Origin of the sequence: Pararhizobium polonicum (genome assembly GCF_001687365.1) — a bacterium.
GTDB classification, from domain to species: Bacteria; Pseudomonadota; Alphaproteobacteria; order Rhizobiales; family Rhizobiaceae; genus Pararhizobium; species Pararhizobium polonicum.
The window spans coordinates 593,550-617,270 of sequence record NZ_LGLV01000004.1 but is presented as its reverse complement, the minus strand read 5'-3'; the positions used below and the strand labels follow the sequence as shown (position 1 = coordinate 617,270).

Annotated in this window: 25 protein-coding genes and 1 tRNA gene; 7 read left to right on the top strand and 19 right to left on the bottom strand. The window is 61.4% G+C overall.

All coding sequences use genetic code 11. The features are described 5' to 3' along the window. Positions 1–39: 39 nt before the first annotated feature. Positions 40–2,094: a hypothetical protein gene (locus ADU59_RS04710; protein ID WP_139093141.1), complete on the bottom strand. Its 2,055-nt coding sequence runs from the start codon at positions 2,092–2,094 to the stop codon at positions 40–42. 365 nt (positions 2,095–2,459) lie between these two features. Between ADU59_RS04710 and ADU59_RS04705 the strand changes: the two genes are divergently transcribed. Then, complete coding sequence (locus ADU59_RS04705; protein ID WP_068952109.1) at positions 2,460–3,842, top strand: nicotinate phosphoribosyltransferase; 1,383 nt, start codon at positions 2,460–2,462, stop codon at positions 3,840–3,842. A gap of 58 nt (positions 3,843–3,900) precedes the next feature. Next, complete coding sequence (locus ADU59_RS04700; protein WP_068952106.1) at positions 3,901–4,236, top strand: DUF6665 family protein; 336 nt, start codon at positions 3,901–3,903, stop codon at positions 4,234–4,236. Here the strand turns inward: ADU59_RS04700 and ADU59_RS04695 are convergent, their stop codons facing one another. The 4 genes from ADU59_RS04695 to ADU59_RS04680 all read right to left on the bottom strand — a co-directional run bounded on the left by ADU59_RS04695 (position 4,237) and on the right by ADU59_RS04680 (position 8,373). Then, the gene (locus ADU59_RS04695) at positions 4,237–5,295 is read right to left on the bottom strand and encodes a BAR domain-containing protein (protein ID WP_068952104.1); all 1,059 of its coding nucleotides are present in this window, start codon (positions 5,293–5,295) and stop codon (positions 4,237–4,239) included. A 70-nt stretch (positions 5,296–5,365) separates the two neighbouring features. After that, positions 5,366–6,736: a hypothetical protein gene (locus ADU59_RS04690; RefSeq protein ID WP_068952102.1), complete on the bottom strand. Its 1,371-nt coding sequence runs from the start codon at positions 6,734–6,736 to the stop codon at positions 5,366–5,368. A gap of 135 nt (positions 6,737–6,871) precedes the next feature. Next, a complete protein-coding gene (locus ADU59_RS04685; protein ID WP_068952100.1) occupies positions 6,872–7,747 on the bottom strand; it encodes a DUF817 domain-containing protein in 876 nt (291 codons plus the stop codon). Further along, entirely contained in the window at positions 7,747–8,373 is a 627-nt protein-coding gene (locus ADU59_RS04680; protein ID WP_068952098.1) for a ribonuclease D, read from the bottom strand. Before ADU59_RS04680 ends, ADU59_RS04685 begins: the two co-directional genes overlap by 1 nt. Before the next feature lie 143 nt (positions 8,374–8,516). Here ADU59_RS04680 and ADU59_RS04675 point away from each other — a divergent pair, with 143 nt between their 5' ends. Continuing rightward, positions 8,517–8,828 carry a hypothetical protein gene (locus ADU59_RS04675; RefSeq protein ID WP_139093140.1) on the top strand — a complete coding sequence of 104 codons (312 nt, stop codon included), beginning with the start codon at positions 8,517–8,519 and terminating at the stop codon, positions 8,826–8,828. Positions 8,829–8,931: 103 nt separating this feature from the next. Then, positions 8,932–9,963, top strand: a complete 1,032-nt coding sequence (locus tag ADU59_RS04670) for a hydroxyacid dehydrogenase (RefSeq protein WP_068952609.1) — start codon at positions 8,932–8,934, stop codon at positions 9,961–9,963. Between the two features lie 6 nt (positions 9,964–9,969). Here ADU59_RS04670 and ADU59_RS04665 read toward each other — a convergent pair whose 3' ends face one another. The 9 genes from ADU59_RS04665 to ADU59_RS04620 all read right to left on the bottom strand — a co-directional run bounded on the left by ADU59_RS04665 (position 9,970) and on the right by ADU59_RS04620 (position 17,292). Then, on the bottom strand, positions 9,970–11,247 hold the full coding sequence (locus ADU59_RS04665; RefSeq protein ID WP_068952094.1) for an MFS transporter: 1,278 nt from the start codon (positions 11,245–11,247) through the stop codon (positions 9,970–9,972). Positions 11,248–11,488: 241 nt separating this feature from the next. Beyond that, on the bottom strand, positions 11,489–11,935 hold the full coding sequence (locus ADU59_RS04660; protein ID WP_068952092.1) for a winged helix-turn-helix transcriptional regulator: 447 nt from the start codon (positions 11,933–11,935) through the stop codon (positions 11,489–11,491). Positions 11,936–12,016: 81 nt separating this feature from the next. After that, positions 12,017–12,199, bottom strand: a complete 183-nt coding sequence (locus ADU59_RS04655) for a hypothetical protein (RefSeq protein ID WP_139093139.1) — start codon at positions 12,197–12,199, stop codon at positions 12,017–12,019. A 177-nt stretch (positions 12,200–12,376) separates the two neighbouring features. Beyond that, on the bottom strand, positions 12,377–12,565 hold the full coding sequence (locus tag ADU59_RS04650) for a hypothetical protein (protein WP_068952088.1): 189 nt from the start codon (positions 12,563–12,565) through the stop codon (positions 12,377–12,379). A 759-nt stretch (positions 12,566–13,324) separates the two neighbouring features. Continuing rightward, positions 13,325–13,738: a hypothetical protein gene (locus ADU59_RS04640; protein ID WP_068952084.1), complete on the bottom strand. Its 414-nt coding sequence runs from the start codon at positions 13,736–13,738 to the stop codon at positions 13,325–13,327. 4 nt (positions 13,739–13,742) lie between these two features. Further along, on the bottom strand, positions 13,743–14,120 hold the full coding sequence (locus tag ADU59_RS04635; RefSeq protein ID WP_068952081.1) for a hypothetical protein: 378 nt from the start codon (positions 14,118–14,120) through the stop codon (positions 13,743–13,745). A gap of 10 nt (positions 14,121–14,130) precedes the next feature. Then, complete coding sequence (yghU, locus tag ADU59_RS04630) at positions 14,131–15,042, bottom strand: glutathione-dependent disulfide-bond oxidoreductase (protein WP_068952079.1); 912 nt, start codon at positions 15,040–15,042, stop codon at positions 14,131–14,133. A gap of 134 nt (positions 15,043–15,176) precedes the next feature. Further along, complete coding sequence (locus ADU59_RS04625) at positions 15,177–15,725, bottom strand: RNA 2'-phosphotransferase (RefSeq protein ID WP_068952077.1); 549 nt, start codon at positions 15,723–15,725, stop codon at positions 15,177–15,179. A gap of 34 nt (positions 15,726–15,759) precedes the next feature. Then, entirely contained in the window at positions 15,760–17,292 is a 1,533-nt protein-coding gene (locus ADU59_RS04620) for an acyl-CoA carboxylase subunit beta (RefSeq protein ID WP_068952075.1), read from the bottom strand. 540 nt (positions 17,293–17,832) lie between these two features. Here ADU59_RS04620 and ADU59_RS04615 point away from each other — a divergent pair. Then, a complete protein-coding gene (locus ADU59_RS04615; RefSeq protein ID WP_068952073.1) occupies positions 17,833–18,858 on the top strand; it encodes a porin in 1,026 nt (341 codons plus the stop codon). 137 nt (positions 18,859–18,995) lie between these two features. Here the strand turns inward: ADU59_RS04615 and ADU59_RS04610 are convergent, their stop codons facing one another. From ADU59_RS04610 to ADU59_RS04600, 3 genes are all read right to left on the bottom strand, one after another. After that, positions 18,996–19,592, bottom strand: coding sequence for an RrF2 family transcriptional regulator (locus tag ADU59_RS04610; protein WP_139093138.1), 597 nt, complete (start codon positions 19,590–19,592; stop codon positions 18,996–18,998). A gap of 392 nt (positions 19,593–19,984) precedes the next feature. After that, a tRNA-Leu gene (locus ADU59_RS04605) sits at positions 19,985–20,071 on the bottom strand. A 150-nt stretch (positions 20,072–20,221) separates the two neighbouring features. Continuing rightward, positions 20,222–21,655: a phosphomannomutase gene (locus ADU59_RS04600; RefSeq protein WP_068952069.1), complete on the bottom strand. Its 1,434-nt coding sequence runs from the start codon at positions 21,653–21,655 to the stop codon at positions 20,222–20,224. Between the two features lie 218 nt (positions 21,656–21,873). Between ADU59_RS04600 and ADU59_RS29505 the strand changes: the two genes are divergently transcribed. Further along, positions 21,874–22,269, top strand: a complete 396-nt coding sequence (locus tag ADU59_RS29505) for a BA14K family protein (RefSeq protein WP_083198135.1) — start codon at positions 21,874–21,876, stop codon at positions 22,267–22,269. 76 nt (positions 22,270–22,345) lie between these two features. Here the strand turns inward: ADU59_RS29505 and ADU59_RS04595 are convergent, their stop codons facing one another. Beyond that, the gene (locus ADU59_RS04595; RefSeq protein ID WP_083198119.1) at positions 22,346–22,783 is read right to left on the bottom strand and encodes a YqaA family protein; all 438 of its coding nucleotides are present in this window, start codon (positions 22,781–22,783) and stop codon (positions 22,346–22,348) included. Between the two features lie 4 nt (positions 22,784–22,787). Beyond that, a complete protein-coding gene (locus ADU59_RS04590; protein WP_068952066.1) occupies positions 22,788–23,069 on the bottom strand; it encodes an Rdx family protein in 282 nt (93 codons plus the stop codon). A 189-nt stretch (positions 23,070–23,258) separates the two neighbouring features. Here ADU59_RS04590 and ADU59_RS04585 point away from each other — a divergent pair, with 189 nt between their 5' ends. Continuing rightward, positions 23,259–23,708 (top strand): DoxX family protein, encoded by a 450-nt coding sequence (locus ADU59_RS04585; RefSeq protein ID WP_068952605.1) that lies wholly within the window; start codon positions 23,259–23,261, stop codon positions 23,706–23,708. The last annotated feature ends 13 nt before the right edge of the window (positions 23,709–23,721 follow it).

Below are 23,721 nucleotides of genomic sequence, written 5' to 3'. Positions count from 1 at the left end.
TTTTGTTTGTCTTGTCCTTGCCGGTGACGGCCCGTCCGTTCAGCCAAGTCCGCCCATGCGGCGGTAGAGATCGTAGGCGACGTCGGTGTTGCTCTCGTCCGCTTCTGGCTGCGATGCGGCAGCGGCACCGTTGTCGCGGTTCTCCGGCTGATCGCCACTTTCTCCACGCTGGCCTTCGTCCTCGTCGTTGGCAAACGTCGGTTGCTCCTCGTCTTCAGCCTTTGCGGTTCGCGTATCCTGCCCCTTTGCCGGCAGGTAGGGGATCATCGCGAACGGGATAATATCCCGGACAATGGCCGTATCCGGCAGCCGGGGCATTTGCGGTTCGCGCGCGGCCTCCTCGGGAGCGATGGGACGCGGGAGGACCTGCCGGTTGACGGTGTTTTCCTCCGGTCCGTCCAGCATTGCGCTCCAGGCTTCGGCTTCAAGGCCCGGCAGGTCCGCCGGGTCGCCGATATCGCCGGTCAGCAGCGCCCTGTCCGGCAGCGCACCGGCATCGTCAGCGGCCTCAAGCTGCGCAAACAGGATTTCGGCGCCCATATCCGCCGTCTCGCCGGCCAGCGCCGCAAACAGCGTATCGGCGCCACCGGTGGCTCCTCCCGGCAGCGGCAGGCTGGCTTCGACCAGTGCCTTCAGCGTTTGAGCAAGAGCCCTTTCCGGGCGGCTCATCTCGGGTTCGTCCGCCGGAAGCGGGATCTCTTCCGCAACCGTTGCGGATCGGCCCTCAACCTCGGTTTCCAGCTCCCATTCGCCCAGATCATGGCCCTTGAAGCCATTGACCTCATTGACCGTCCGGGCAAGCGGTGGTCTGGCGGAGGAAACGGGGGGCTCTGCCCCATCCTCGATATCGGTGGAGACATCCTCCATATCGGCGGAGACAAGGCTCGCCGGCTCGGCGTCGATGTCCGGCGAAGGCAGGTCTTGCACGGAAGGCAATTCTTCTCGCGGAGGCAAGTTTTCCAGCGAGGGAAAGTCTTCCGGCAGAGGCAAGTCGCGTGCGCCGGTGGACCGATTGTCAAGTGTCGCCGGTTCCTTGCCGTTGTCCGCGCGGGTTTCGGGGGCCGGCCTGTTTTCTGCTGCCGAATGCTCGGCGGGCTTCTGTGGTTCCGATTGTGCCGGCTGCTCCAGCGGCTCCGTTGGCTCGAAAAGATCGAGCCCCAGTTCCTGCTCCAGCTCGCTCTTGAGCCGGCTATCGATATCGCCGGTGGCAATCGCGGCAACCAGCGACAATGCCTCCGGATCGGCCGCCAGGAATGCGGCTGCGGCGCGCAGCAGAGGGATCGTCTCGGCACCGGCCTTGGCAGGCTGCTGCGGCTGCATGTTCGCAGCGGCAGTGTCGTTGCCGCGCGCTGTCGGCGCCTTTGCCGGTTGATCGTCCCGGCGCGTCGTCGTCACCGGACTTTGCTCCGGTTCGTTCCCGTCTGCTGTAATGATCGCTGGTGCGATGTCGTCGTCATCGCCGAAGGCCTTTTTCAAGGCTGCCTGCAACAGGCCGGGGCTGGGCACGACCGCCGTCCCGGGTGGAAGCATTTGGGTTACCGCTTGAGGCGGCGGCAATGTCGTCTGCCTGCCCGGAACCGTCGTTTGGCCGTGCGGCGCAGGCAGCGGCGGAACCGGCCTTGCATCCGTCTGGCCGATGAAGGATCGCGTGATGGGGGTAGCTGTGAAAAGCCTGTCCAGCAGGCGCGGCGCGTCGATGACCGAGGGGTTTTTCAGCACCTCGGCGAGGATGCGGATCGAGACGGCCAGATTGCGCTGCCCCAGCTGCTTTTCCAGCGCCAGACGGGCCGCCGGCGGCAGCGTTTCGAGAAACACGGCCAGCCGCTTGCTGAAATCGCGCAGGGTCTCCTGCGGCAGCGGCGGAAATTTCAGGATTTTCGCCAGCGTGTCGAGCAGCCGGATCAGCGCTTCCTTCGGCAGCGGCTCGCTTCCGAGCAGATGCCGGTTCAGCGTTTCCAGGATCTTGAGCACCGCTTCAGACTGGTTTCCCGAAATCCGCACCGGTACCGGCGCGCGTTCCTTCGGCGTGACGATCTCCACCACGGCAGCCGCCTGCGCGGCGGCGACGGACGTCTTGACTGTGAGAATGGGCATCAGCATCGCAATCTCCGTCAGGTTCGGTTGAGGTCAAAGGGGCCTATGCATTCCGGCATGCCGGTCATGGGGCCAAGTGTCTATCGAAGGATGAGGGCGCTTCATGCGCATGCCGGGCGGCTCGTTCAAGGCCAGACCAGGTTGCGGCGGCTGCTGCGGGACCATAGGTGGCCGAGCATCTTATCCATCAAGACTAGGGCAGAATGATTGATAGAATGTTAACCATACCGAAGGTAGGACCGGCTTGGGTGCCGCAGCCGCAGGACACCATTTGCGCTTGCCGCCTTTTTGCCGGTCGCGTACATCTTGAGGCTGCGCTGCCGTCGTTGCAGCGCAGATATGGAATTGCTTTCGGGGGGAATGCGATGAATCCGGCCAATCTGATCCTCAACACCGACAGCTACAAGTTCAGCCATTTCCTCCAGTATCCGCCGGGCACGCGGGGTATCTCCGCCTATATCGAGACGCGCGGGCATCCGGATCAGGCCGACGTGCTGTTCTTCGGCCTGCAGATGTTCCTCAAGGAATATCTCGGCAAGCCGGTGACGCGGGCCGATGTCGATGAGGCCGAGGCGATTGTCCTTGCCCATGGCCTGCCGTTCAACCGGGTTGGCTGGATGCGCATCGTCGAGCATTTCGGCGGCTACCTGCCGCTTGAGATCCAGGCCCTGCCGGAAGGCACCCTGCTGCGCCGTGGCGTGCCGATGGTACAGGTGGTCAATACCGATCCGGAATCGTTCTGGTTGACCTCCTATATCGAGACTGCGCTGCTGCGCGCCGTCTGGTATCCGTCCTCCGTCGCCAGCAATGCCCGCAAGGTCAAACAGATCATCCGGCCGATGCTCGAAAAGACCTGCGACGATCCGGAGGCCGTGTTGCCCTTCCGCCTGCATGATTTCGGCGCCCGCGGTGTCGGCGCTTTCGAACAGGCCGGCATCGGCGGGGCCGCCCATCTGGTCAATTTCATGGGCACCGATACCGTGACCGGCGTGCTCTACGCCCGGCGCTATTATGGCGCCGACATGGCCGGTTTCTCCATTCCCGCGTCCGAACATTCGACGATGACCGCATGGGGCGTCGAGCGGGAGGCGGAGGCCTATTCCAATATGATCGACCGTTTCGCCGCCGGCGGCATGTTCGCCGTCGTCTCCGACAGCTACGACATCAATTACGCGGTCTCGGAAATCTGGGGCCAGCAGCTGCGCGAGAAGGTCAGGGCCAGCGGCGGCACCGTGGTCATCCGGCCCGACAGTGGCGATCCGATCGAGACGCCGGTGCATGTGGTCAAGCAACTCGACTACCACTTCGGCTCGACGCTGAACGGCAAGGGCTACAAGGTGCTCGATACATCCGTCCGCGTCATCCAGGGCGACGGTATCTCCAATGCCGATATCGGCCAGATCCTCGGCCGGCTGGAAGCCTTCGGCTTTTCCGCCGAGAACATCGCCTTCGGCATGGGCGGCGGCCTGTTGCAGAAGGTCAACCGCGATACCTATTCCTTCGCCATGAAGACCAATGCCCGGCTGGATGAGACCGGCATATGGCACGATGTCTTCAAGCGCCCCGCCACCATGAATGTCAAGGCATCGAAGGCAGGCCGTCAAGCGGTTGTCAGCGGTCTCGGCGGCCTTGAAGCGGCCCGTCTCGATGAGCTCAAGGACCGCCGCAATCATCTGGAAACGGTCTGGAGGAATGGCGAATTGCTGAGGGACTGGAGTTTCGAGGACATTCGCGCCCGGGCAAAATAGCGCTTGCCTGAGCGTCGGCTCCGTCCCATCCTTGCTCCGGTTTATACCGGAGCCGCCGATGACCGTTCGCCCGCCTCAATCGCTGTCCCCGTCCTTTTCCAGGGATATCGGGTTCAACCTCCTGGAATACGAGCTGATGTCGGAGCGGGCGGATGCGCTCGGGCGGCACGGTCTGAAGGTCGAGAAGGCCATCGCGGCGCTCGGTGCGCTGAAGGATGTGGAGATGACGCCGGCGCGGCGCGAGCAGTTGCTCGATGATGCCGCCGATGTCGTCTGGGCCTTCTTCATCCAGCGCGAAATCTGCGGCCTGCGTTCCAATCGCGATGCCGTCCAGCGGTATGGCATCCCGAAGGAAGTGATGGCGCGCCTGGGGATCGTCAGGCGCACGCCATAGTCAGGCGGCCTGCTTCTTGGCAAGCAGTGCGTAGATGCCGTTCTCATCAACCTGAATGGCCAGAATGGGCGTGCCGGTTGTATCCGTCATGTCGGGGCCGTTGGTCGAAAGCAGGTACACTTCCTCCTCCTCGCTGAGCGAGATATCGTTCTTGCCATTGGCGCCCGCCGGACCTCTGTCGGCCATCGCGCTGGCAAGGCCCTCATCGGTTCCTGCCGTGTCCGGAGCTTCAGCCATGTCGATCGCCTCCGCGCCCGCGGCCAGAACCTGTATCGTCTTGATCGCCATGTCCGCCGGGTTTTCGGCGGTTGCCGTTTCGGCCGCCCCTGATCCGAGCGCCTGTTCGTTCTGGGCTTTCACGATTGCGTGCAGGTCCTTGACGTCCTCCAGCTTTTCCTTGGCCTCCAGCGCGCCAATTTCCTCTTCGCGCTCCGCCTTCGTTTCGGCATCCTCGATCTTTGTCGGATCGCTGGTCTTGCCGGCACGTTCGAGCTTCAGCTCCTCCAGTGTCTTGGGATCGGCAACGGTTTCCAGCCTCTGCAAAGCCTTTGTTCGTGACTGGGCGGTTCCCGCAATGCCGGTGGCGCGTTCTTCCAGCGCGGCCTCGAGCTTGTCGTCTTCCTCGCCGTAGGGATTCTTGATCGCCTTGATGAGATCGCCGACGGAAATTTTGAGATCGACAAGCCCAAGCGCCTCGTTGAGGGCAAACAGCCCTTTCGAATCGAGCTGGGCGATCGCATTTTCGAGCTGCCGTCCGTAGCCGAAGCTGGACTGCCCCTCCTGCTTTTCGATGCCGAGCATCTTTCCGAGCGATAGAATGAGGTTGACCTTCAGCTCGTTGACGTCGAGGCCCTGCGTGTTGAAAAAATGCGCGTTGATTTTCTCATTGGCCGCGCGCTGCGCCTCGTTTGTGCGCTGGCCTGCCTTGAGGACCTTGTCTTCCTTCTTGCCCTTGAGCTTTTCCTCCTCCTCGATACGGCGCTTTTCGGCGTCGTCGATGACCGACTGCATGAGGGATGTGACGGCAGTGAAGCCGGCTTGCTGTGTGGGAAGCAGCATGTCAAATCGATCCACTTCGGAGAGGCGTCATGGAAGACGCACAGTTTTGTCGTTCGACGCCGGTTGCCGGTCAGGCTGCCAGCGCGCGCGTCTCCTCGGACTGGCGCTTGAGAATTTCGTAAATTCCGTTTTCGTCGATGCCGACGGCCAAAATGCCGCTCGCCGCTGCATCTTCACCCACGGGTGCCGCCGCATCGCCGGGGCCCGAACGCGCGAGGAGGACGGCCGCATCGGCCTCGTCCCTGGCTTCCTGGGAGACCTCGGTCGTTCCTGCGTCCGTATCGATGGCTTCGATCCGTGCCGCGCCGGCATCGGCGGCGGTGCTTTCCGCTTTTTCGACCACCTCAGCCATTTCGGCGCCGGCGGCCAGCGTCACCAGCAGATCGCCGGATGTGACGGCGGCAGCGGCCGGCTGTCCTTCGGCCGTGGTGCCGGTGGCCGGGGCGGATGGCGTGTTGAGGATCGCCTCATTGACCTTGGCGATCGTTTCCTGCACGTCCTTGACATCCTCGAGTTTCTCGGCCGCTTCGAGCTTGTGAATATCCTCTTCGCGCTCCTTGCGTGTTTCCTCGTTTTCGACGCGGGTCGGATCCGGCTGGTGGGTTCGTTCGAGCTTGAGTTCTGCGATCGATTTCGGATTGGCGATATCTTCCAGCCGCTGGATCGCAATCTGTGCGTCCTGCGTCGAGATACCGTCGGCGCGCGCCTTGTCGTCAAGGACTTCCTGGATGATTTTCATCTGCGTGCCGGACGGGTTTTTGATCGCCTCGACCATCTGGGCGGCGGTCAGGCCGAGATCCCTGAGACCCGCCTTGGTTTCAAGCACCGCGATGCTGGCCGGCATCGACTTGCGCACGTTCGCCATCGTCTCGCCGATGCGCTTGCTGTACTGTATATCGCTCTCGTCTTCGTTCTGGGTCAGCCCGTAGCGGGTGACGAAGCGGGCCGCCATTTTCGTCATTTCCGTCGGCTGTTCGGCGGAGCCGTCCAGCACCGCATCAATGCCATCGACGCTGACCTGGAAGCGGGCCAGCGTGATGTTCTGCTCTCTGCCGGGGATGGACGAGGTAACGGGAAGGTTGGCTTCATCCTTGCCGATCATCGAGATCAGCGTCAGGCTATCCGCAATGCGGGTGCCGAAATCGGCATCGGTTTCACCCTCGTCGCGGGTGACGCCCAGAATGTTCAAGAAACGCGAGATCAGCTCGGCTACGGCGTTGTCGTCGCCTTTCAAGGCCCCGAAGAAATGCGCGTTGACCTTGTCGTTCAGCGCCGCATGGCTCTTGCTCGCCGACACGCGCGCCTTGAGGATGTCTTCCTCCTTGGTCTCCTTACGTGCCTTCTTTTCGTCCTCGATGCGGTTTTCTTCCGCCTGGTCGATCATCGACTGCATAAGGGTGGTGCTGACGGTTCCGGCACTCGTCTGCAGGGGGGTAATCATGGCTGCTCCGCGCGGTTTGCAACGTGGGATATCGATCACTATCGATCGGCAACCGTTAAAGCATGATTAACCGGTTTTTGATTGTATAAACATTAGGATACCTTCACGTATCCCCCATGCGGTCGAGGCGTTATCTCAGCGCGCCGGCGTCGCGAGGGCGGCCCAGCCTTCCGGTGGCTTCGGTTTGCAGACAAGCGTTACCAGCACGAAGCTGACATAGAGCAGCAGATACCACGACCCCATCTTCTGCAGCGACACCATGTGCCATTCGGTCTGGCCGGGATAAAGCCATATACCCGTTGCCGTGCCGATATTCTCTGCAATCCAGAGAAAGATGCTGGTGAAGAAGGCGGCCAGCACCAGCGGCATCCAGCGGGCTTTGCGCTCCACCGTGAAATAGATGCGCACCCGGCCGAACAGCAGAAGCGTGGCGGCGAAAAGCCCGAAGCGCATATCCGCCATATAGTGATGGCTGTAGAAGTTCACATAGATCGCCACGGCCAGCAGCGCGGTCAGCGCGACAGGCGGATAGCGGGTAAACCGCATGTCGAAGATGCGGATGGCGCGTGCCATGTAGCTGCCGACGGAGGCGTACATGAAGCCGGAGAACAGCGGCACACCGGCAATCTGGAAGAGCGCATGCTCGGGATAGACCCAGGATCCCATATGGACCTTGAAGATTTCCATGCAGGTGCCGGTGACATGGTAGATCAGAATGACCCTTGCCTCTTCCCAGCTCTCCATCCTCAGCCGCAGAAAGACGATCTGCGCCGCCAGTGCCATCAGAAACAGCGCGTCATAGCGATTGATCGCCCATTCCGCGTTCCAGACGAGCTTGGTAACGATGATCAGGAACAGGACAAGCGCGCCGAAGAGGCAGGCCCATGCCTGTTTCAGCCCGAAAAGCACGAATTCGGCCAGACCCGGCGGCAATCTCTTGAGCAGCCGGCGGATAAACACCCGCACCGGTTCGAGGAACGGGCCGGTCTGGTGATCTGCGGCTGGCCGCATCAGCTATGCGCGAAGATGTCGGTTTCGTCCCAGCCGAGCAGGTCGAGCTTGCAGCGCGTCGGCAGGAAGGCGAAGCAGGCGTCGGCATGGTCGTTGCGGCCGTCGCGGATGAGGCGGGCGGTCAGCTTGTCGCGCAGCGCATGCAGATGCAGCACGTCGGACGCGGCATATTCCAGCTGCGCCGGCGACAGTTTCTCGGCTGCCCAGTCGGAAGACTGCTGATGCTTGGAAATATCGACGTCGAGCAGTTCCTTCAGATTGTCCTTCAGCCCGTGCCGGTCCGTATAGGTCCGCGTCAGGCGGGAAGCGATCTTGGTGCAGAACACCGGCGTCGTGGTGACGCCGAAGGTTTGGAACAGCACGGCGATGTCGAAGCGGCCGAAGTGGAAAATCTTCTGGCGCGTGGGGTCCTCCAGCATGGCGACGAGGTTCGGGGCCTGTGTCTGGCCCTTGGCGATCTGGATCACGTCGGCAGTACCGTCGCCCGGCGAAAGCTGGACGACGCAGAGCCGGTCGCGGCGCGGAATGAGGCCGAGGGTCTCGGTATCGATGGCGATCGCGCCCTTGTAGCGTGCAGCGTCCGCCGCCGGGATATCACCTTGGTGAAACCGTATTGTATTTGCCATGGAAATCCCCACATCAGCCGGGCAGGTGCCGCGCGTTGGTTCAAGGTGTTGGGCTATAGCGCAACTTTGCCGGAAACGATACCGTGTCTCATGCCCGGATGCGCGTTATGATGTCTGTATCGGGCAAACGTTATGGAATGCACATGTTGATCCCACAGGCCGTCCTCCTGTCCATGGCGCTGATCGCCGCCGACATCCCTCCCGTCGCGGTTTTGCCGGCGCCGGTGCAGCTTGCCCAGGTCTATACCGATCTGCCCGGCGTGAAGACGCCGGAGGAGGCGGAGGATGCCAAGCGGGTATTCTGCGAACAATCCGTCATCAAGGCGGAGGGGCATCCCACCTTTGCGCCGCGCTACCGCACCGTCAACAACTGCCGCCGCGGCAACGGGCCTGTGTTCCAGTCGCCCGGCACGCCCCGGTCGATCGAGCGCCAGCTGCGCGGACTGGACTATTAGCCTGCGCGGCTGATCGGCCTCCTTGCAAATTGCCGGATCATCAATACAACTTCCCGCAACGAGGAGTGCCGGGTTTCCCATGCCCGGCCTGGGAGACGATATCATGCCTGAAACGCAACGACCCCTGGTCATCTGCGCGCCGGAGCCGCGCACGCTCGATCTGATCTTCACGCCGGCGGCGCTGGATGCCCTGAAGGCGAAATACCGGATCATCGAAGCGGAAGAGGGCGCCATTGCCAGTCTCGGCGACGAAATCCTGGGACAGGCGCGTTACATCATCGGCCAGCCGCCTTTGAGTGCCGAAACGCTGGCCCGCATGCCGCAGCTGCGCTGCATCCTCAATGTCGAGAGCAACCTGATCAACAACATGCCCTATGAGGTGCTGTTTGCCCGCGGTATCCATGTGGTGACGACGGGGCAGGTTTTCGCCGAGCCCGTTGCCGAGATGGGTCTTGCCATGGCACTCAACATCGCCCGCGGCATCGTCGATGCGGATGTCGATTTTCGTAAGGGCCGCGAGCTCTGGGGCGGCGAGGGCAATGCCGGGGCGCGGCTGCTCTCCGGCGCCGATGTCGGCATCATCGGCTTCGGCGATCTCGGCAAGGCGCTGAACCGCGTGCTGTCCGGCTTCCGCACCCATACCCGCGTCTACGATCCCTGGATGCCGGCCTCGATCCTGATCGACAACGGCGTCAAGCCGTCGAGCCTGGAAGAGGTGCTGACGCAGAGCGATTTCATCTTCGTCGTCGCGGCCGTCACCAGCGAGAACCAGCATTTCCTTGGCGCTGACGCCTTTGCCAGCATGCGGCCGGGGGCTGCCTTCATCCTGCTCAGTCGCGCCAATGTCGTTGATTTCGATGCGCTGATGGCGGCGGTTGCAAGTGGCCATATCGTTGCGGCAAGCGATGTCTATCCCGACGAGCCGCTTCCGCTGGATCATCCTGTCCGCAGCCTCAAGGGTTTCCTGCGTTCTGCCCACCGGGCCGGCGCGCTCGACAGCGCCTTCAAGAAGATGGGCGACATGGTGCTGGAGGACATGGACCTGATGGACCGCAACCTGCCACCGATGCGCTGCAAGCGGGCGGAGCGCGAGACCGTGTCGCGCATGCGTTCCAAGCCCGTCAGCGTGAATTGACCAGCGTCAACTGACCGTTGCCGGTTTCAGCTTTGTCGTGCCGGCCGAAAGCACCAGAGGGGCCGCCATCAGGCAAAGCGCACCGGCAATCATCAGGGCGGGCAGATAGCTGGCGTAGGTGTCGCGGATGAAGCCGCCGCCGAAGGCCGCGAAGGCGGCGCCGATCTGGTGGCCGGTGAACACCCAGCCGAACACCATGTTGGCCCGCTCGCGGCCAAAGTGCCGGGCGGTGAGCTTCACCGTCGGCGGAACGGTCGCCACCCAGTCGAGCCCATAGAAAATGGCGAAGATCGACAGGCCGAGGAATTCGAAGCCGGTGAAGGGCAGCCAGAGCAGCGACAGGCCGCGCAGGCCGTAGTACCAGAACAGCAGCCAGCGATTGTCGTAGCGGTCGGATAGCCAGCCGGAGGCGACGGTGCCGGCGAAATCGAACAGGCCGATCATGGCGAGAATGCCGGTCGCGGTGATCGCCGTCATGCCGTAATCGGCGCAGAGCGAGACGAAATGCGTCTGGATGAGGCCGTTGGTCGAGGCGCCGCAGACGAAGAACGACAGGAACAGCACCCAGAATATCCGCGTTTTCGATGCCTCGATCAGCGTGTCGATCGGGGAATTGGTCTTGAGTGTACTGGTCGCGGGCGGATCGTCCACCACCTGGCCATAGGGCCGCAGGCCGAGATCCGACGGACGGTCGCGCATGAACAGCAGCATGGCAGCGGCAGAAACGAACAGCATGCCGAGAATGAACAGGATCGCCGCGCGCCAGCCGTAAGCCTCCGTCAGGGCGGCGATCAGCGGCATGAAGACGAGTTGGCCCGTTGCCGTGCTGGCCGTCAGAAGACCGACGACGAGGCCGCGCCGGGCCGTAAACCAGCGGGTGGCGACCGTTGCGCCCATCACCATGGCCGTCAGCCCTGTACCCGTGCCGACGACGAAGCCCCAGAGCACCACCAGCTGCCAGACCTCGCGCATGAACAGCGACAGCCCCATGCCGGTGAAGACGACGGTCAGCGCCGTGAGTGCCATCGACCGCATGCCGAAACGGTTCATCAGGGCGGCGGCAAAGGGCGCCATCAGCCCGAACAGGATGAAGCGCATGGCCAGTGCTGCCGAGATTTCCGTTGCCTCCCAGCCGAATTCCTTCTGCAGCGGCAGGATCAGCACGGACGGCGCGCCGATGGTGCCGGCGGTGACCAGCATGGTGAGGAATGCCGTGGCGGCAACGATCCAGCCATAGTGGATTTCTCGTTGTTCAAGCCGTCTGGAAAGCGTTGTGGAGAGCATGGGCAGGGTTCTCAACGGGCGCCTGCATCAGAAGCGATGCGGGTCTTGTAACTATCGACATGCAAGTCACTAATGTAAAAGCTTTCATTATGCAAGTTGCCGGCGGAGCGAGGAAGATCGGTCCGGGGGGCCGCCGCGACGGTAAAAGGTCTCGAGAACTGCAGGAGCGGAAAGCGCAAAGAAATGAACTCCACTGATAATCTCAGAGGAGTCTACCGCAGTCTCAGGGACCGGGGAAAATTCACGACTGGCGGATTGATGTCAGGGAGAAATTTTCGGCATCGATCGGCTTGCCGGTCAGGCTGTCGACATAGACCGGCTTGGCAACGTCTCCGGTTTCCCGGTCGGTGATCCGCATCGTCACGCCGCGATCGGCGAAATGGCGATTGCCGAACATCGAGAGCGCGATCAAAAGCGGTTGCAACTCGCGGCCCATGTCGGTCAGCAGATATTCGTGGCGGACGGGGCGATCCTGATAGGCGCGCTTTTCCAGCAAACCTGCTTCGACCAGCGACTTCAGTCGCCGCGTCAGGATATTCGGGGCGATGCCGGTGCTTTTCTGGAATTCATCGAATTTGGTGCGGCCGAAGAAGACATCACGCAGGATGAGAATGCTCCACCATTCGCCGACGCGGTCGAGGGTGCGGGCAATCGGACAGGCCATGTCATCGAAGCTCTTGCGCTGCATGGCCCTTATGTAGAGCCGGGACTTGCACGATGCAAGCCGGGTCTGCACGATGCAGGCCGGGCTCACTCAATGTAAGCCGGGCTACCCGATGTTGACCCGGCGCATGGCTTCGAGAATGGAGCCCTTGGTTTCATGGCCGGTCTTGTACAGGCCGAGCATCACGGCGGCGGCATCGCGTCCGTCATCGCTGTTGAGGGCGGTGCGTGTTTCCTTGCACCATTCCTCAAGTGCGCCGCAGACCGTTTCGATATCATTCTGGTTCAAGGCCATGTCCGATAGTAACGACATTACTCCAACCCCATCGTTCCAAACACACCCGGTTTGTCACGACAGTGTAAAGCCTTTCAATTCGTTGACAATTCCCAAATTTAAGGGGAAACGCGCCGGAGGTCGGGCCGGAGCGCTGCAATTGGATTGTGAGCCGGACAACCTTTTCCCGGGTTATTCGGCCCTGACGGCGGATGCCTCGACCAGCGAGGCAGCGATGGCCATTGCCAGCAGCTTGCCCTTGGCCCGGATTGTCGTGCTGTCGAAATCCCGGGCGGAGAGCGCCAGATCCATGCCCTCACGCATCAGAATTTCCTGTGCCCTGTAGACTGCCCAGTTCTCGACGTCGTCGCGCTTCCGCATTGCGCTTGCCCCCACAGCTAAATTGCCGTCCAGCTCTCAATCCGGCCTGAACGCGGGCACCTGGGCGAATCACCTGAACGTGTGAACAGAATGCGACTTTTCCGCCAATTCGGAAGCATAAATTTTCAACCGTCATAAATGAGGGTATTTCGGCTTCTCTCATATGTTGCGGATTTTTCCTTCGATGACGTCGCCACCGCCTTCGTCCACGCGCGGGTTACCGGCGTGGGGTGGTGCATGCAAAGGACAGGGCGCTCAAAGCTGCCGTATTGGGTAGTTGGAAAAATGACACCTTTCAGCGCCCCGTTCGGTGGTTTTTGCCGGCAACTCCGGTTCCTCTGCGATGGCATTCCCGCCCATCTTCTGTGCCGCACAGGCACGTCCGCAGCCGCGACAGCCTGCGGAGGGGAACCATTTTCTGCTGACCCCGGATGAAAGAGCCTGCGTCGCTCTCTTCCACCCGGCACCGGCCCCGCCTCGCTGCCACGCCTGGCAGCGTATCCATGGGCGGAACGGAAACAAGGATGGCACGAATGCCACGGGCGGGGATGAAAAAATATTCGATGTCCGGTAAGTTGTTGTTTTCTCTCAGGGAGACCGGGATTTGCGTCCCCGATCCCCTCACCAACAAAATCTAAGACTTGGCTGAAGCTAAGGTCCAGATTTTATAGGTGAGGGGCTCACTTCCCCCCCCACCACTGGCTCTACTCGAACTCCAGGATCAACGCGTCCACCGCAAGGCTCGCACCGGCCGGACCGTTATTCTGCGCGCGATTTCCCGGTACTGCGCGAAGCGCCTGCATCCTTCTTCTCATCCTCGAAAGCCTGCGGGAAGTTCTTGCGGGCCAAGGCCTCGTTGAGTTTCAGCAGCCCCTCGTATGAGGTCGGATCGAAGCCTCTTTCCGCCGGCAGGAGTTCGCGCCCGAACAGGCGGCACAGCCGTTCTCCGTCCAGATTGCCGCGCTGGAACGGCGTCGTGCCGAAATATTGCCAGAGGGCCTGCACGAAGCCGATGTCGGCCAGCGCGACCGTCTGATCCATGGTCCGTTGCCGCGGCCAGGCCGTCAACGGGGTGACCTTGGAATTGGCCCGGCGCAGGGTGAATTGCCACTGGGTTCCGAGCAGGCCGGGTGGAAAGCCGCGATGCTTGGGCATTTCAGGGGTTTTGGCCATGGCGTCACACCTCAAACACGTCTTCGAACGATTCCGGAAAGCTCTTTCGCGCCACCCTTTCGTCGATCTGCAGCAAAGCCTCATAGGAGGCCGGGTCGAAGGGACTTTCGCCGGGCACGACCTCGCGGCCGAACAGCAGGTTCAATCGTCCGGCATCGAGGTTGCCGCGTTCGAACGGTTCGGCACCGAAATGGTGCCAGAGCGCATGCAGGAAGGCTGCATCCACCTTGGCCTCGATCGAGTTCGGGCGGGCGAGGCGCTGCAAGGGCTTGAGCGGCGTCACCCCCTTCTCGTTCGCCCGCCGGATGGTGAAATGATGGCCGTGGCCCGGCATGCCGGAGGGAAAGCCCCTGTGTTTTGTCATCTCGGGCCGCTTGGCCATCCTGGTCTCCTTACGCCTTGGCTGTGCCGGCTGCAGCGATCTTGTCCTGCGTCTTCGTGTCGAAGTCGGAGGCGTCGTGGCGCTCGTGCAGCTGCTCGGATGGTTCGCCGAAGACGCGATTGACGATGCGGCCGCGCTTGACCGCCGGACGCTCTGCGATCTCGGCAGTCCAGCGCTGCAGGTGCTTGTAGCTCTGAACGTCGAGGAAGGTACCGGATTCGCCATACTGCTTGCCCAGCGCCAGATTGCCGTACCAGGGCCAGATGGCGATATCGGCGATGGAATAGTCCGATCCGGCCATGTACCGGTTGTCGGCAAGATGCCGGTCGAGCACGTCGAGCTGGCGCTTCACCTCCATCGCAAAGCGGTCGATCGCATATTGGATATGCATCGGCGCATAGGCATAGAAATGGCCGAAACCGCCGCCGAGATAGGGCGCCGACGCCATCTGCCAGAACAGCCAGTTCATCGTCTCGGTGCGCGCCTTGTGGTCCTTCGGCAGGAAGGCGTCGAACTTGTTGGCAAGATAGAGCAGGATCGAGCCTGATTCGAAGACGCGGGTCGGCTCCGGTGTGGAGCGGTCCATCAGGGCCGGGATCTTCGAGTTCGGGTTGACGTCGACGAAGCCGGAGCCGAACTGGTCGCCATCGCCGATCTTGATCAGCCAGGCGTCGTATTCCGCGCCCGTGTGACCGGCAGCCAGAAGCTCCTCCAGCATGATGGTGACCTTGACGCCGTTCGGCGTCGCCAGCGAATAGAGCTGCAGCGGATGTTTGCCGACCGGCAGCTCCTTCTCATGGGTGGGACCGGCGATCGGCCGGTTGATATTGGCGAATTGTCCGCCATTGCCCTTCTCCCAGGTCCAGACCTTGGGAACTTCGTAGCCGGCGGGAAAGTTGTTGGCGGGGGATTTTTCGGTCATGCGTGTTGGTCCTTGATATTGGGAGCGCTTGAAAGGTCAAATGCGACAGGGAGGATATAGGAACCGGTCGGGCGCATTGTTGCCGGGTCAACGACAAATTTCCTCATAAGCGATGGCGAGAGTTCTGGAGGTCATCAATATTCCCCGTCTGGCGCAACGGCAAGATAGGCGGGAGGAACCGTATCGGTCAGCCAGACGCCATTGTCCGCCCGAAAGAACGCAAAGCCCGCCGCGGCCATCTTCTGGGCATCAATCGTCAACACAACGGGCTTGCCATGACGTTGTCCAACCGTCTTGGCGGTGAGCATATCGGATGAGAGATGGACCTGCTGGCGGCCACCGGCCAGAAGTCCTTGTGCCCGGATACTCTCCAGGAAACGGGTCGCCGTGCCGTGATAGAGGATTGGCGGCGGCGCAACAGGGGCATGACCAAGTTTCACGGATACGGAATGTCCCTGGGCCGCCCGGATACGTTTCCCGTCCTCGGATATCGTGAATCTCTTCTTGTCGCTGTCCGCGACAACGGCGTGAAGCGTGTCCACATCGAGCGCGTGGTTGGCTGCGTTTGCCTTGCTGATCAGTTCGGCAATATCCGCCCAGCCCTGCGCATCAAGCGTCAGACCGATGCTTTCCGGCGCATGGCGCAGCACATAGCTCAGAAATTTGCTTGTCTGTACCGACATCCGTTTTCTCCAGTCGATCGGGCGAGGATACCGCTCACAACGGTATCGTATCGTGCTTGCGCCACAGCTGTTCCTTGCGCTTGTTCCTGAGCGAGGCAAAGGCCCGGGCGATGCGGCGGCGCGACGAATGCGGCATGATCACCTCGTCGATGAAGCCGCGTTCGGCAGCGACGAAGGGGTTGGCGAAGCGCTCCTCATATTCCTTGGTGCGCGCCGCGATCTTCTCCGGGTCGCCCAGTTCGGAACGGTAGAGGATTTCGGTGGCGCCCTTGGCACCCATGACGGCGATCTCGGCGGTTGGCCAGGCATAGTTGACGTCGGCGCCGATATGTTTCGACGCCATCACGTCATAGGCGCCGCCATAGGCTTTTCGCGTGATCAGCGTGACCATCGGCACGGTTGCCTGGCTATAGGCGAACAGCAGCTTGGCGCCGTGCTTGATGACGCCGCCATATTCCTGCGCCACGCCCGGCAGGAAGCCGGGCACGTCGACCAGCGTCAGGATCGGGATCGAGAAGGCATCGCAGAAGCGGACGAAACGGGCGGCCTTGCGCGATGAGTCGATATCCAGGCAGCCGGCCAGCACCGTCGGCTGGTTGGCGACAACGCCGATTGTCTGTCCTTCGATCCTTATGAAGCCGGTGATGATGTTGCGGGCAAAGGCCTCCTGCAGCTCGAAGAAATCGCCTTCGTCGGCGATCGCGTGAATGAGCTCCTTCATGTCGTAGGGCTTGGCCGACGAATCGGGAATCAGCGTGTCGAGACGCATCTCGATACGGGCCGGATCGTCGTGGAAGGGGCGGACAGGCGGCTTTTCGCGATTGTTGGCGGGCAGGAAATCGAACAGCAGGCGCACCTGCTCCAGCGTCTCGACGTCATTCTCATAGGCCGCGTCGGCAACGGAGGATTTTTTCGTATGGGTCCCGGCACCGCCTAACTCCTCGGCCGTGACGATCTCGTTGGTGACGGTCTTGACCACGTCCGGACCGGTCACGAACATGTAGGATGTATCGCGCACCATGAAGATGAAATCGGTCATCGCCGGCGAATAGACAGCGCCGCCGGCGCAGGGGCCCATGATGACGGAGATCTGCGGGATGACGCCGGAGGCCTCGGCATTGCGGCGGAAAACCTCGGCATAGCCGGCAAGCGAGGCCACACCTTCCTGGATGCGGGCGCCGCCCGAATCGTTCAGCCCGATGACGGGCGCGCCGTTGCGCACTGCCATGTCCATGATCTTGCAGATTTTCTGCGCATGCGTCTCGGAGAGGGAGCCGCCGAGCACGGTGAAATCCTGGGAGAAGACGTAAGTTTGACGGCCGTTGATCGTGCCCCAGCCGGTGACGACGCCGTCGCCCGCGACCTTCTGTTCAGCCATACCGAAATCGACCGCGCGATGCGTGACGTACATATCGTATTCTTCGAACGAGCCTTCATCGAGCAAGACCTCGATCCGTTCGCGGGCCGTCAGCTTGCCCTTTGCATGTTGGGCATCGATGCGCTTCTGCCCACCGCCAAGACGCGCTTCGGCGCGTCGCGCCTCCACGGTTTCGATGATATTGCGCATGTGGCCTCCCGTCGTCTCTGCATCTTGCTTAGCCGGAAACGGGATCGAAGGAAATCGCCGATCGCGCAAGTGGCTGGAGTAAAGGTATTATCCGCTTACTCCGGGAGTGCGATTGACGTATGGGCAGACGATTGCCGTCGCGTGTGATTCGCCGGGCCTGGCTGCGTCAATTTGACGTTCTTCACGAAATAGTCAGAGGACCCCACTTGCTGTTTGGCGGAACCGGGACTATTTGATCTGCAGATATGTTACCGGTCACACCCTGTGTGCAGGATGTGCCGTCATGTCGGCTGGCGGAGGCGTTGAGTCCCGGTCTGTCTTGCCCCACGAGGGCCGTTGCGTTTCGGCAACAGTGAAAATCCCAACATGCGATTATGACGAAAGAAGACTGTGATTCTTATTGTTACAGTCTTTTCCCCATGTAATCTGAACGTGCGGTTTTGACCGCTGCCATTGGGGCTTGAATCGATATTTGGGGTGGGGGATGCTGATTTTCAGCCATGGAAACCTGCGCCCAATCGAAACTTGATTGGATCCGAAATGACTATAAAGGCTTTTCTCTTTGCGTCCGCTGCGGCGCTGAGCACGGCAAGCGGCGCAGTTGCCGCCGACGCGATCGTCGCGGCTGAACCGGAGCCGCTGGAATATGTTCGCGTGTGCGACGCATTCGGCACCGGCTACTTCTACATCCCCGGCACGGAAACCTGCCTGAAGATCGGCGGTTACATCCGTTTCCAGACCGACTTCGGCCGTGATCAGTCCGGCACGTCCGACTGGAACACGTTCACCCGCGCGCAGCTCGAGTTCACGGCAAAGAACGATACCGAATTCGGCACGCTGACGAGCCTCGTCGCCCTGCGCACGAACGCCCGTAATTCCTCCGGCTCTTCGGCCAACGACACATTCCTCGATCAGGGCTATTTTGAGATCGCCGGTTTCCGCGTTGGTATGCAGTACAGCTGGTGGGATGACGATCTGAGCGGCGAGACCGACTTCATTGCCAGCAACGAGACTCGCCACAACGCTATTCGCTACCAGTACGAGACCGACGCCTTCAAGGCCGGTATCGCTGTGGAAGAACTGGAAGATTCCTACGCCACCAAGCGGGGCGAAGGTCCGAACAACGTCGGTGTAACCGGGCAGATTTCCGGCACTGTTGGCGGCGTCAGCGCTTACCTGCTTGGCGGTTATGATACCGATACGGAAGAAGGCGCCATCCGCGCCATCGTCTATGCCGATATCGGACCGGGCCAGCTCGGCGTTTATGGTGCCTATGCCACCGGTGCCAACTACTATTACGAAGAATCCGAATGGACTGCCGGCGCTCAGTACGAACTGAAGGTCAACGACAAGTTCGCCATCACCCCCGGCTTCCAGTACTTCGGCAAAATCGCCCTCAGCGATAACGGCGAAGGTTTCCGCGGCGGTGACGCGTGGAGAGCCGGCGTCACGGTTGATTACAAGATCACCGACGGTCTCAAGACGAAGCTGAGCGTCCAGTATCAGGACGTAGACAATGCCGACGACGAAGTATTCGGCTTCCTGCGTCTTCAGCGCGATTTCTAAGTCATCTCGCAGAGATAAGGCTGGCCGCTGTTAGGCGGCCAGCCCATGGTTCGTCACGGATTTGATTGACCTCCGATCAGTGACGGGGGCGGTCCGGCTCCCTGCCGGCCGTCCCGCATTGCCTGAGAGTTTCCATCTCAGGCAGTGAGCGTTCTTCCCATCGGGCACTTGCCGCCATCGATGGTCGCCAGTTCTGCAATGGCATCCTCCACGGACTTTTCGCCCAGCAGCCCCAGAAGCGCCCGCTCCGCTTCCTTGCTGAGTTGCGCCGACCATTCGTTCATATTGCTGGAAATGAAGCAATCGGCAGGAATGTCGTCGCGCGTACCCCAGATTTTCTTGTCTGGCGTCACGGCAAGATAGATTTCGCTCAAATAGATCGCATTGGCGGGCCTGCCGAGCCGGTAGCCGCCCTGATATCCTTCGGACGACACGAGGATATTCTTCTGCATCAACGGCGCAGCCAGCTTGCGCACAAGGCTGGGCTTGGCATCGAGTTTCGCTGCCAATACATCGCTCGTTGAGCGCGTGCTATTCTTTTCATTGACGGCAACTGTAATAATGATCTGCAGAGCCGAAGAGAAGCGTGTGTCCATCATGGGGACGCATACTAATGCAGGCTTTTGAAAAAGCCAGACGCTAAGTGCAGACACAGAAAAACTCTCCGGCAGTTGAGAGCCAGAGGGCAAAGTCACCAGTAGAACAAAGCCTGCCGCAGTCTGATCGTCGATCACATCGCCAAGCGTTGCCCGGTTTCACGTCGAAAGCCGGTACCAATAGCAGATAGGGTTTGATAAAAGCCATTTCAATAGGCGAGTTACTCATATTGAGGCCCCTCCGTGTATATTTTTGCCTGCGGCGCAAGGAGTGACGGGCGGGATCGGCAATTCTTCGCCCGGTGTATCCGCGCAGGCGGCGGCGCGCAGAGCCTGCTTGTCGCGGAATGGGTAATTGCTCTGGAAAGGGTATGTCGAGGTTCGGGGAGGGTCTTGCTCGGGTGGTCTATCGATCATCCGGTTCCGGAAGGGATCGCTGCTGTGCCCGGTGTTCGCATCGTGATGGCGTGTGATCCGCCAAAAATGAAAAAGCTCTGCATCCTTTTGGGATTGCAGAGCTTTTTGGAATTTGGTGCCCAGAAGAGGACTCGAACCTCCACACCCTTTCGAGTACCAGCACCTGAAGCTGGCGCGTCTACCAATTCCGCCATCTGGGCGACGAGCGGGGATGTACGGGGCTCGCGCTTTTGTGTCAACAGGGTTTTTGAAGTTTTCTTGAAAATGTGCCGGAAAGTTGAGCAAACTGTTGGATCGCAAGGGTTTTCCACGGAAACGAATTCAGCGGCTCTCACGGCCGCCCATCGGCCTCACCCGGATTGCTGCGCAAACGCGCGGATGCGGTCCAGCCCCTGTTCGAGAAGCGCCTGTGCCTGACCGGCATTTTCCGCCTCGACATAGCAGCGCATCTCCGGCGCGTTGCCCGACGGGCGGAAATGAATGACGCTCCGGTCGGTCAGCGTTACCCGCAATCCGTCGATGTCGCTGATGGTCTCCGGCTTGCCGATCGAAGCAAGAAAGGCGGAGAGATTGTCCGTGCCGGCGCGCAGATAGGCCATCAGCGCGGCACTTGTCTCAAGCGGGAAATTCTCGATCCGGTCGCTCAGCGCCACCGGCAGGGCATAGCTCGCTGCAAGCACCGAGAGAGGCTCACCACTGCGGGCAGCGAGCGACAGCACGGCAAGTGCCGGCAGGAAGCTGTCGCGCGTCGGCAGGGCCCTGAGCACGGTGCCGTTGAGGGTGAAGTCGGTGGCGGTCAGCGTGCCGCCATTGGCCTCGAAGCCGACGACGCCCTTCGTGCCGCCACGGACGGCCTCCTGCATGGCTTCGATGACGAAGGGTGAGCCGACACGGGTGCGCAGGATGGAAAGGCCCTGCTGGCGCTCCAGGCCGGAATTGGAGGTCACCGGCGTGACGGCGACCGAGGCTCCGGTAAACTGGGCGGTGATCAGGCCCAGCAGGTCGCCGCGCAGCGGCAGGCCCGTTTCGTCGCTGACGAGCGGCCGGTCGCCGTCACCATCGGCCGAGACGATCGCATCGAGGCCGTATTCCTCCGCCCAGCCCTTGAGCAGATCGATCGTTGCCGGCGGAACGGCTTCCGTATCGACCGGAATGAAATCGGCCGAGCGGCCGAGCGGGACCACGTCCGCGCCATAGTGGGCGAGCACCTCGACGAACAGGTCGCGCGCCACGCTGCTGTGCTGATAGACGCCGATCTTCAACCCGGACAATGCGCCGGCGGACAGGATCGCCGTGTTGCGGGCGAGGAAAAGTGCCGTCGCCTGCTTGGAGTGATCGGCGGCAGTCCCCGGCGTTGCGTCGATCGGCACGGGCTGCGCTTTGATTCGGTCGGCCTCAGTGCCGATCGCCTGCTCGTCGGCCTTGGCGATCTCGCCGTCCGGCCGATAGAACTTGATGCCGTTGCGGTCGGCGGGGATATGCGAGCCGGTGATCATCAAACCTGCAGCGTGCTTTTCCAGGCCGTAGAGCGCCAGTGCCGGTGTCGGCACGGGGCCGCAATCCAGAACGGTTAGACCGGCGCGGGTCAAAGCACCGGCGCAGATGGCCGAAATCTGCGGGCTGGAAGGGCGAAAATCCCGCGCGAGCAGGATCGGATCGCCAGGTCCGGCCTGGCCGGACGACAGCAGGTAGTGCGCAAAGGCGGTCGCGTAGATGGCCGCGGCAGGCCCGTTCAGGTCCGTGGAAAGGCCGCGCAGGCCGCTGGTGCCGAATTTCAGACTCAATCTATCCTCCGTCTGCTTGACAGGGTTTTGATAACCGGGAGAGTGACTTGCGGGGAATATTGGCGCATTCTGCCGGTTTGGAAGGGGCTGGATATCAAATGACGCCAGATTTACAGTCGGGAAATCAACGAAAACACGAATAAAACGAAAACACTGATCGTAATATGAAACAGGGACAGCAACCGAAGCAAACCCTTTTGGGAGAAATGAGGAAACAAATGGCGGGATTTCGACGTTTCGTTATTGGCTGCGTGCTGAGTGCGGCCTCCATCATGACACCTGTGGTCTCCGCGCAAGCGGTGCCTCTGGCGGTTCCGGACGTCAAGGTGGCGCAGCAATCCGATGTGCAGACGGTCGTCCATCGTCGCGGCCACGGTCACTATAGGCCAAGGCCCCACTACCGGCCGCGCCCGCACTACCGGCCCCATTATGGCCACCGGCGCCACTATCGCCCCGGTTACCGCGTCTATATCGCACCACCGGTCGTTCACCGGCGTTACGGTGGCTCCCACGTGCAGTGGTGCCTGTCCCGGTATCGCTCCTACAATCCGTCGACCAATCGCTTCCTGGCCTATGGCGGCGTCTACAGGGTTTGCCGCTCGCCTTACCGGTGAGCAGGCGTTTCATGTCTGATGACGGCGGGGATTTTCCCCGCCGTTTGTCTTTGCAGACATGTCTGCGTGAAAAAGCTTATCCTGCCAGTGTCGTGTATGCCCAGAGCAGCACGGCGTACCGCGCCGCCTTGCCGATCGTCACATAGAGCAGAAAGACGGGAAGAGGGGTGCGCAGCAACCCGGCCGCCAGGGTCAGCGGATCGCCGATCACCGGCAGCCACGAGAAAAGCAGGACAAGCCGGCCATAGCGGTTAAACAGCGCCTCGGCTCTCTGCCGGTTGGCCGGGCTGACGGGAAACCATCGGTTATGCTCGAAGCGCAGCAGAAAGCGGCCGAGCACGAAATTGACCACGGCTCCCAGCACATTGCCCGCAGTCGCGGCCAGGAAGAGCTCGAGCAACGGCGCGTCCGGCTGTCCGGCCGCAAGGATCAATGCCGCCTCGGAGACGCCGACCAGCAAGGTGGCCGAAAGGAAGGCGGCGCTGAAAACGCCGAAAAGAAGCCCTGCCGTCAAAATCTCAGGTCCGGTCGGTGTGGCCGAGATCGCGCCCGGGTTCGATCACGTCGCGCACGCGCTGCTTCAACTCCTTGGGCCCCGGAAAGCCGCCATCGCGCTTACGTTCCCAGATCAGCGTCTCGCCCACATGGATTTCGAAATTGCCGCCGGTGCCGGGAATAAGGGCAACCTCACCCAGACTGTCGCCAAAGGTGGAGAGCAGTTCCTGCGCCATCCAGGCGGCGCGCAGCAGCCAGTTGCATTGGGTGCAATAGAGGATGGCGATGCGTGGCTTGTCTGTCATGTCGGCTTCCGTGGCGATTTGCGGTCGCGCGGACGTTATCGTCCGTTGACCGGGGCTGCAACCGGGCATGACCGGCAGTGTTCACGAAATTGTTAACTAAATTTATCAGGTTTTACGGCGATGCGTCTTGTCCCGTCGGTTGTCAGCCGCAAGAGAATGCTGCATTGCGAAAAAAACACAGGAGACGACATGACCGACCTCACATCAACTCGGCCGCCAGCCATGGTGCCTGCCCTGCAGCGGCTCTACCTGCCGTTCGATACCACGGTGGAAACGCTTCTGCGGGTTATCGCCGGCGTTCTTCTCGTCACACACGGCTACGGCAAGATCATCAATCCCTTCGGCGCCGTCGGCATGGTCGAAGGTCTCGGCTTCTATCCCGGCGTCTTCTGGTCGCCACTGCTGGCGGCTACGGAATTCTTCGGCGGCATCCTGGTCGCGATCGGCCTGTTCACCCGCCCGGCCGCCTTCGCGGCGATGATCGTCCTGCTGGTGACGGTCTATTTCCACGGCATCGTCACGGGTGATGGCCTTGCCGGTGCCGAAAAATCGATCCTCTGGGCCGCGATCTTCCTGTTCTTTGCCGTTCGCGGATCGAATGCGCAGTCGGTGGACGCCAAGATCGGCAAACAGATCTGATCCGTCTCAGAAC

Excerpts from the sequence above, each read along its gene's own strand:
- ADU59_RS04675 (WP_139093140.1), top strand. The coding sequence starts at position 8,517 with ATGTTGATCCCACAGGCCGTCCTCCTGTCCATGGCGCTGATCGCCGCC.
- ADU59_RS04585 (WP_068952605.1), top strand. The coding sequence starts at position 23,259 with ATGACCGACCTCACATCAACTCGGCCGCCAGCCATGGTGCCTGCCCTG.
- ADU59_RS04635 (WP_068952081.1), bottom strand. The coding sequence starts at position 14,120 with ATGGCCAAGCGGCCCGAGATGACAAAACACAGGGGCTTTCCCTCCGGC.
- ADU59_RS04670 (WP_068952609.1), top strand. The coding sequence starts at position 8,932 with ATGCCTGAAACGCAACGACCCCTGGTCATCTGCGCGCCGGAGCCGCGC.
- ADU59_RS29505 (WP_083198135.1), top strand. The coding sequence starts at position 21,874 with ATGGCGGGATTTCGACGTTTCGTTATTGGCTGCGTGCTGAGTGCGGCC.
- ADU59_RS04620 (WP_068952075.1), bottom strand. The coding sequence starts at position 17,292 with ATGCGCAATATCATCGAAACCGTGGAGGCGCGACGCGCCGAAGCGCGT.
- ADU59_RS04590 (WP_068952066.1), bottom strand. The coding sequence starts at position 23,069 with ATGACAGACAAGCCACGCATCGCCATCCTCTATTGCACCCAATGCAAC.
- ADU59_RS04695 (WP_068952104.1), bottom strand. The coding sequence starts at position 5,295 with ATGCTGCTTCCCACACAGCAAGCCGGCTTCACTGCCGTCACATCCCTC.
- ADU59_RS04685 (WP_068952100.1), bottom strand. The coding sequence starts at position 7,747 with ATGCGGCCAGCCGCAGATCACCAGACCGGCCCGTTCCTCGAACCGGTG.
- ADU59_RS04660 (WP_068952092.1), bottom strand. The coding sequence starts at position 11,935 with ATGCAGCGCAAGAGCTTCGATGACATGGCCTGTCCGATTGCCCGCACC.
- ADU59_RS04665 (WP_068952094.1), bottom strand. The coding sequence starts at position 11,247 with ATGCTCTCCACAACGCTTTCCAGACGGCTTGAACAACGAGAAATCCAC.
- ADU59_RS04700 (WP_068952106.1), top strand. The coding sequence starts at position 3,901 with ATGACCGTTCGCCCGCCTCAATCGCTGTCCCCGTCCTTTTCCAGGGAT.
- ADU59_RS04615 (WP_068952073.1), top strand. The coding sequence starts at position 17,833 with ATGACTATAAAGGCTTTTCTCTTTGCGTCCGCTGCGGCGCTGAGCACG.
- ADU59_RS04690 (WP_068952102.1), bottom strand. The coding sequence starts at position 6,736 with ATGATTACCCCCCTGCAGACGAGTGCCGGAACCGTCAGCACCACCCTT.
- ADU59_RS04680 (WP_068952098.1), bottom strand. The coding sequence starts at position 8,373 with ATGGCAAATACAATACGGTTTCACCAAGGTGATATCCCGGCGGCGGAC.
- ADU59_RS04710 (WP_139093141.1), bottom strand. The coding sequence starts at position 2,094 with ATGCCCATTCTCACAGTCAAGACGTCCGTCGCCGCCGCGCAGGCGGCT.
- ADU59_RS04640 (WP_068952084.1), bottom strand. The coding sequence starts at position 13,738 with ATGGCCAAAACCCCTGAAATGCCCAAGCATCGCGGCTTTCCACCCGGC.
- ADU59_RS04650 (WP_068952088.1), bottom strand. The coding sequence starts at position 12,565 with ATGCGGAAGCGCGACGACGTCGAGAACTGGGCAGTCTACAGGGCACAG.
- yghU (WP_068952079.1), bottom strand. The coding sequence starts at position 15,042 with ATGACCGAAAAATCCCCCGCCAACAACTTTCCCGCCGGCTACGAAGTT.
- ADU59_RS04705 (WP_068952109.1), top strand. The coding sequence starts at position 2,460 with ATGAATCCGGCCAATCTGATCCTCAACACCGACAGCTACAAGTTCAGC.
- ADU59_RS04625 (WP_068952077.1), bottom strand. The coding sequence starts at position 15,725 with ATGTCGGTACAGACAAGCAAATTTCTGAGCTATGTGCTGCGCCATGCG.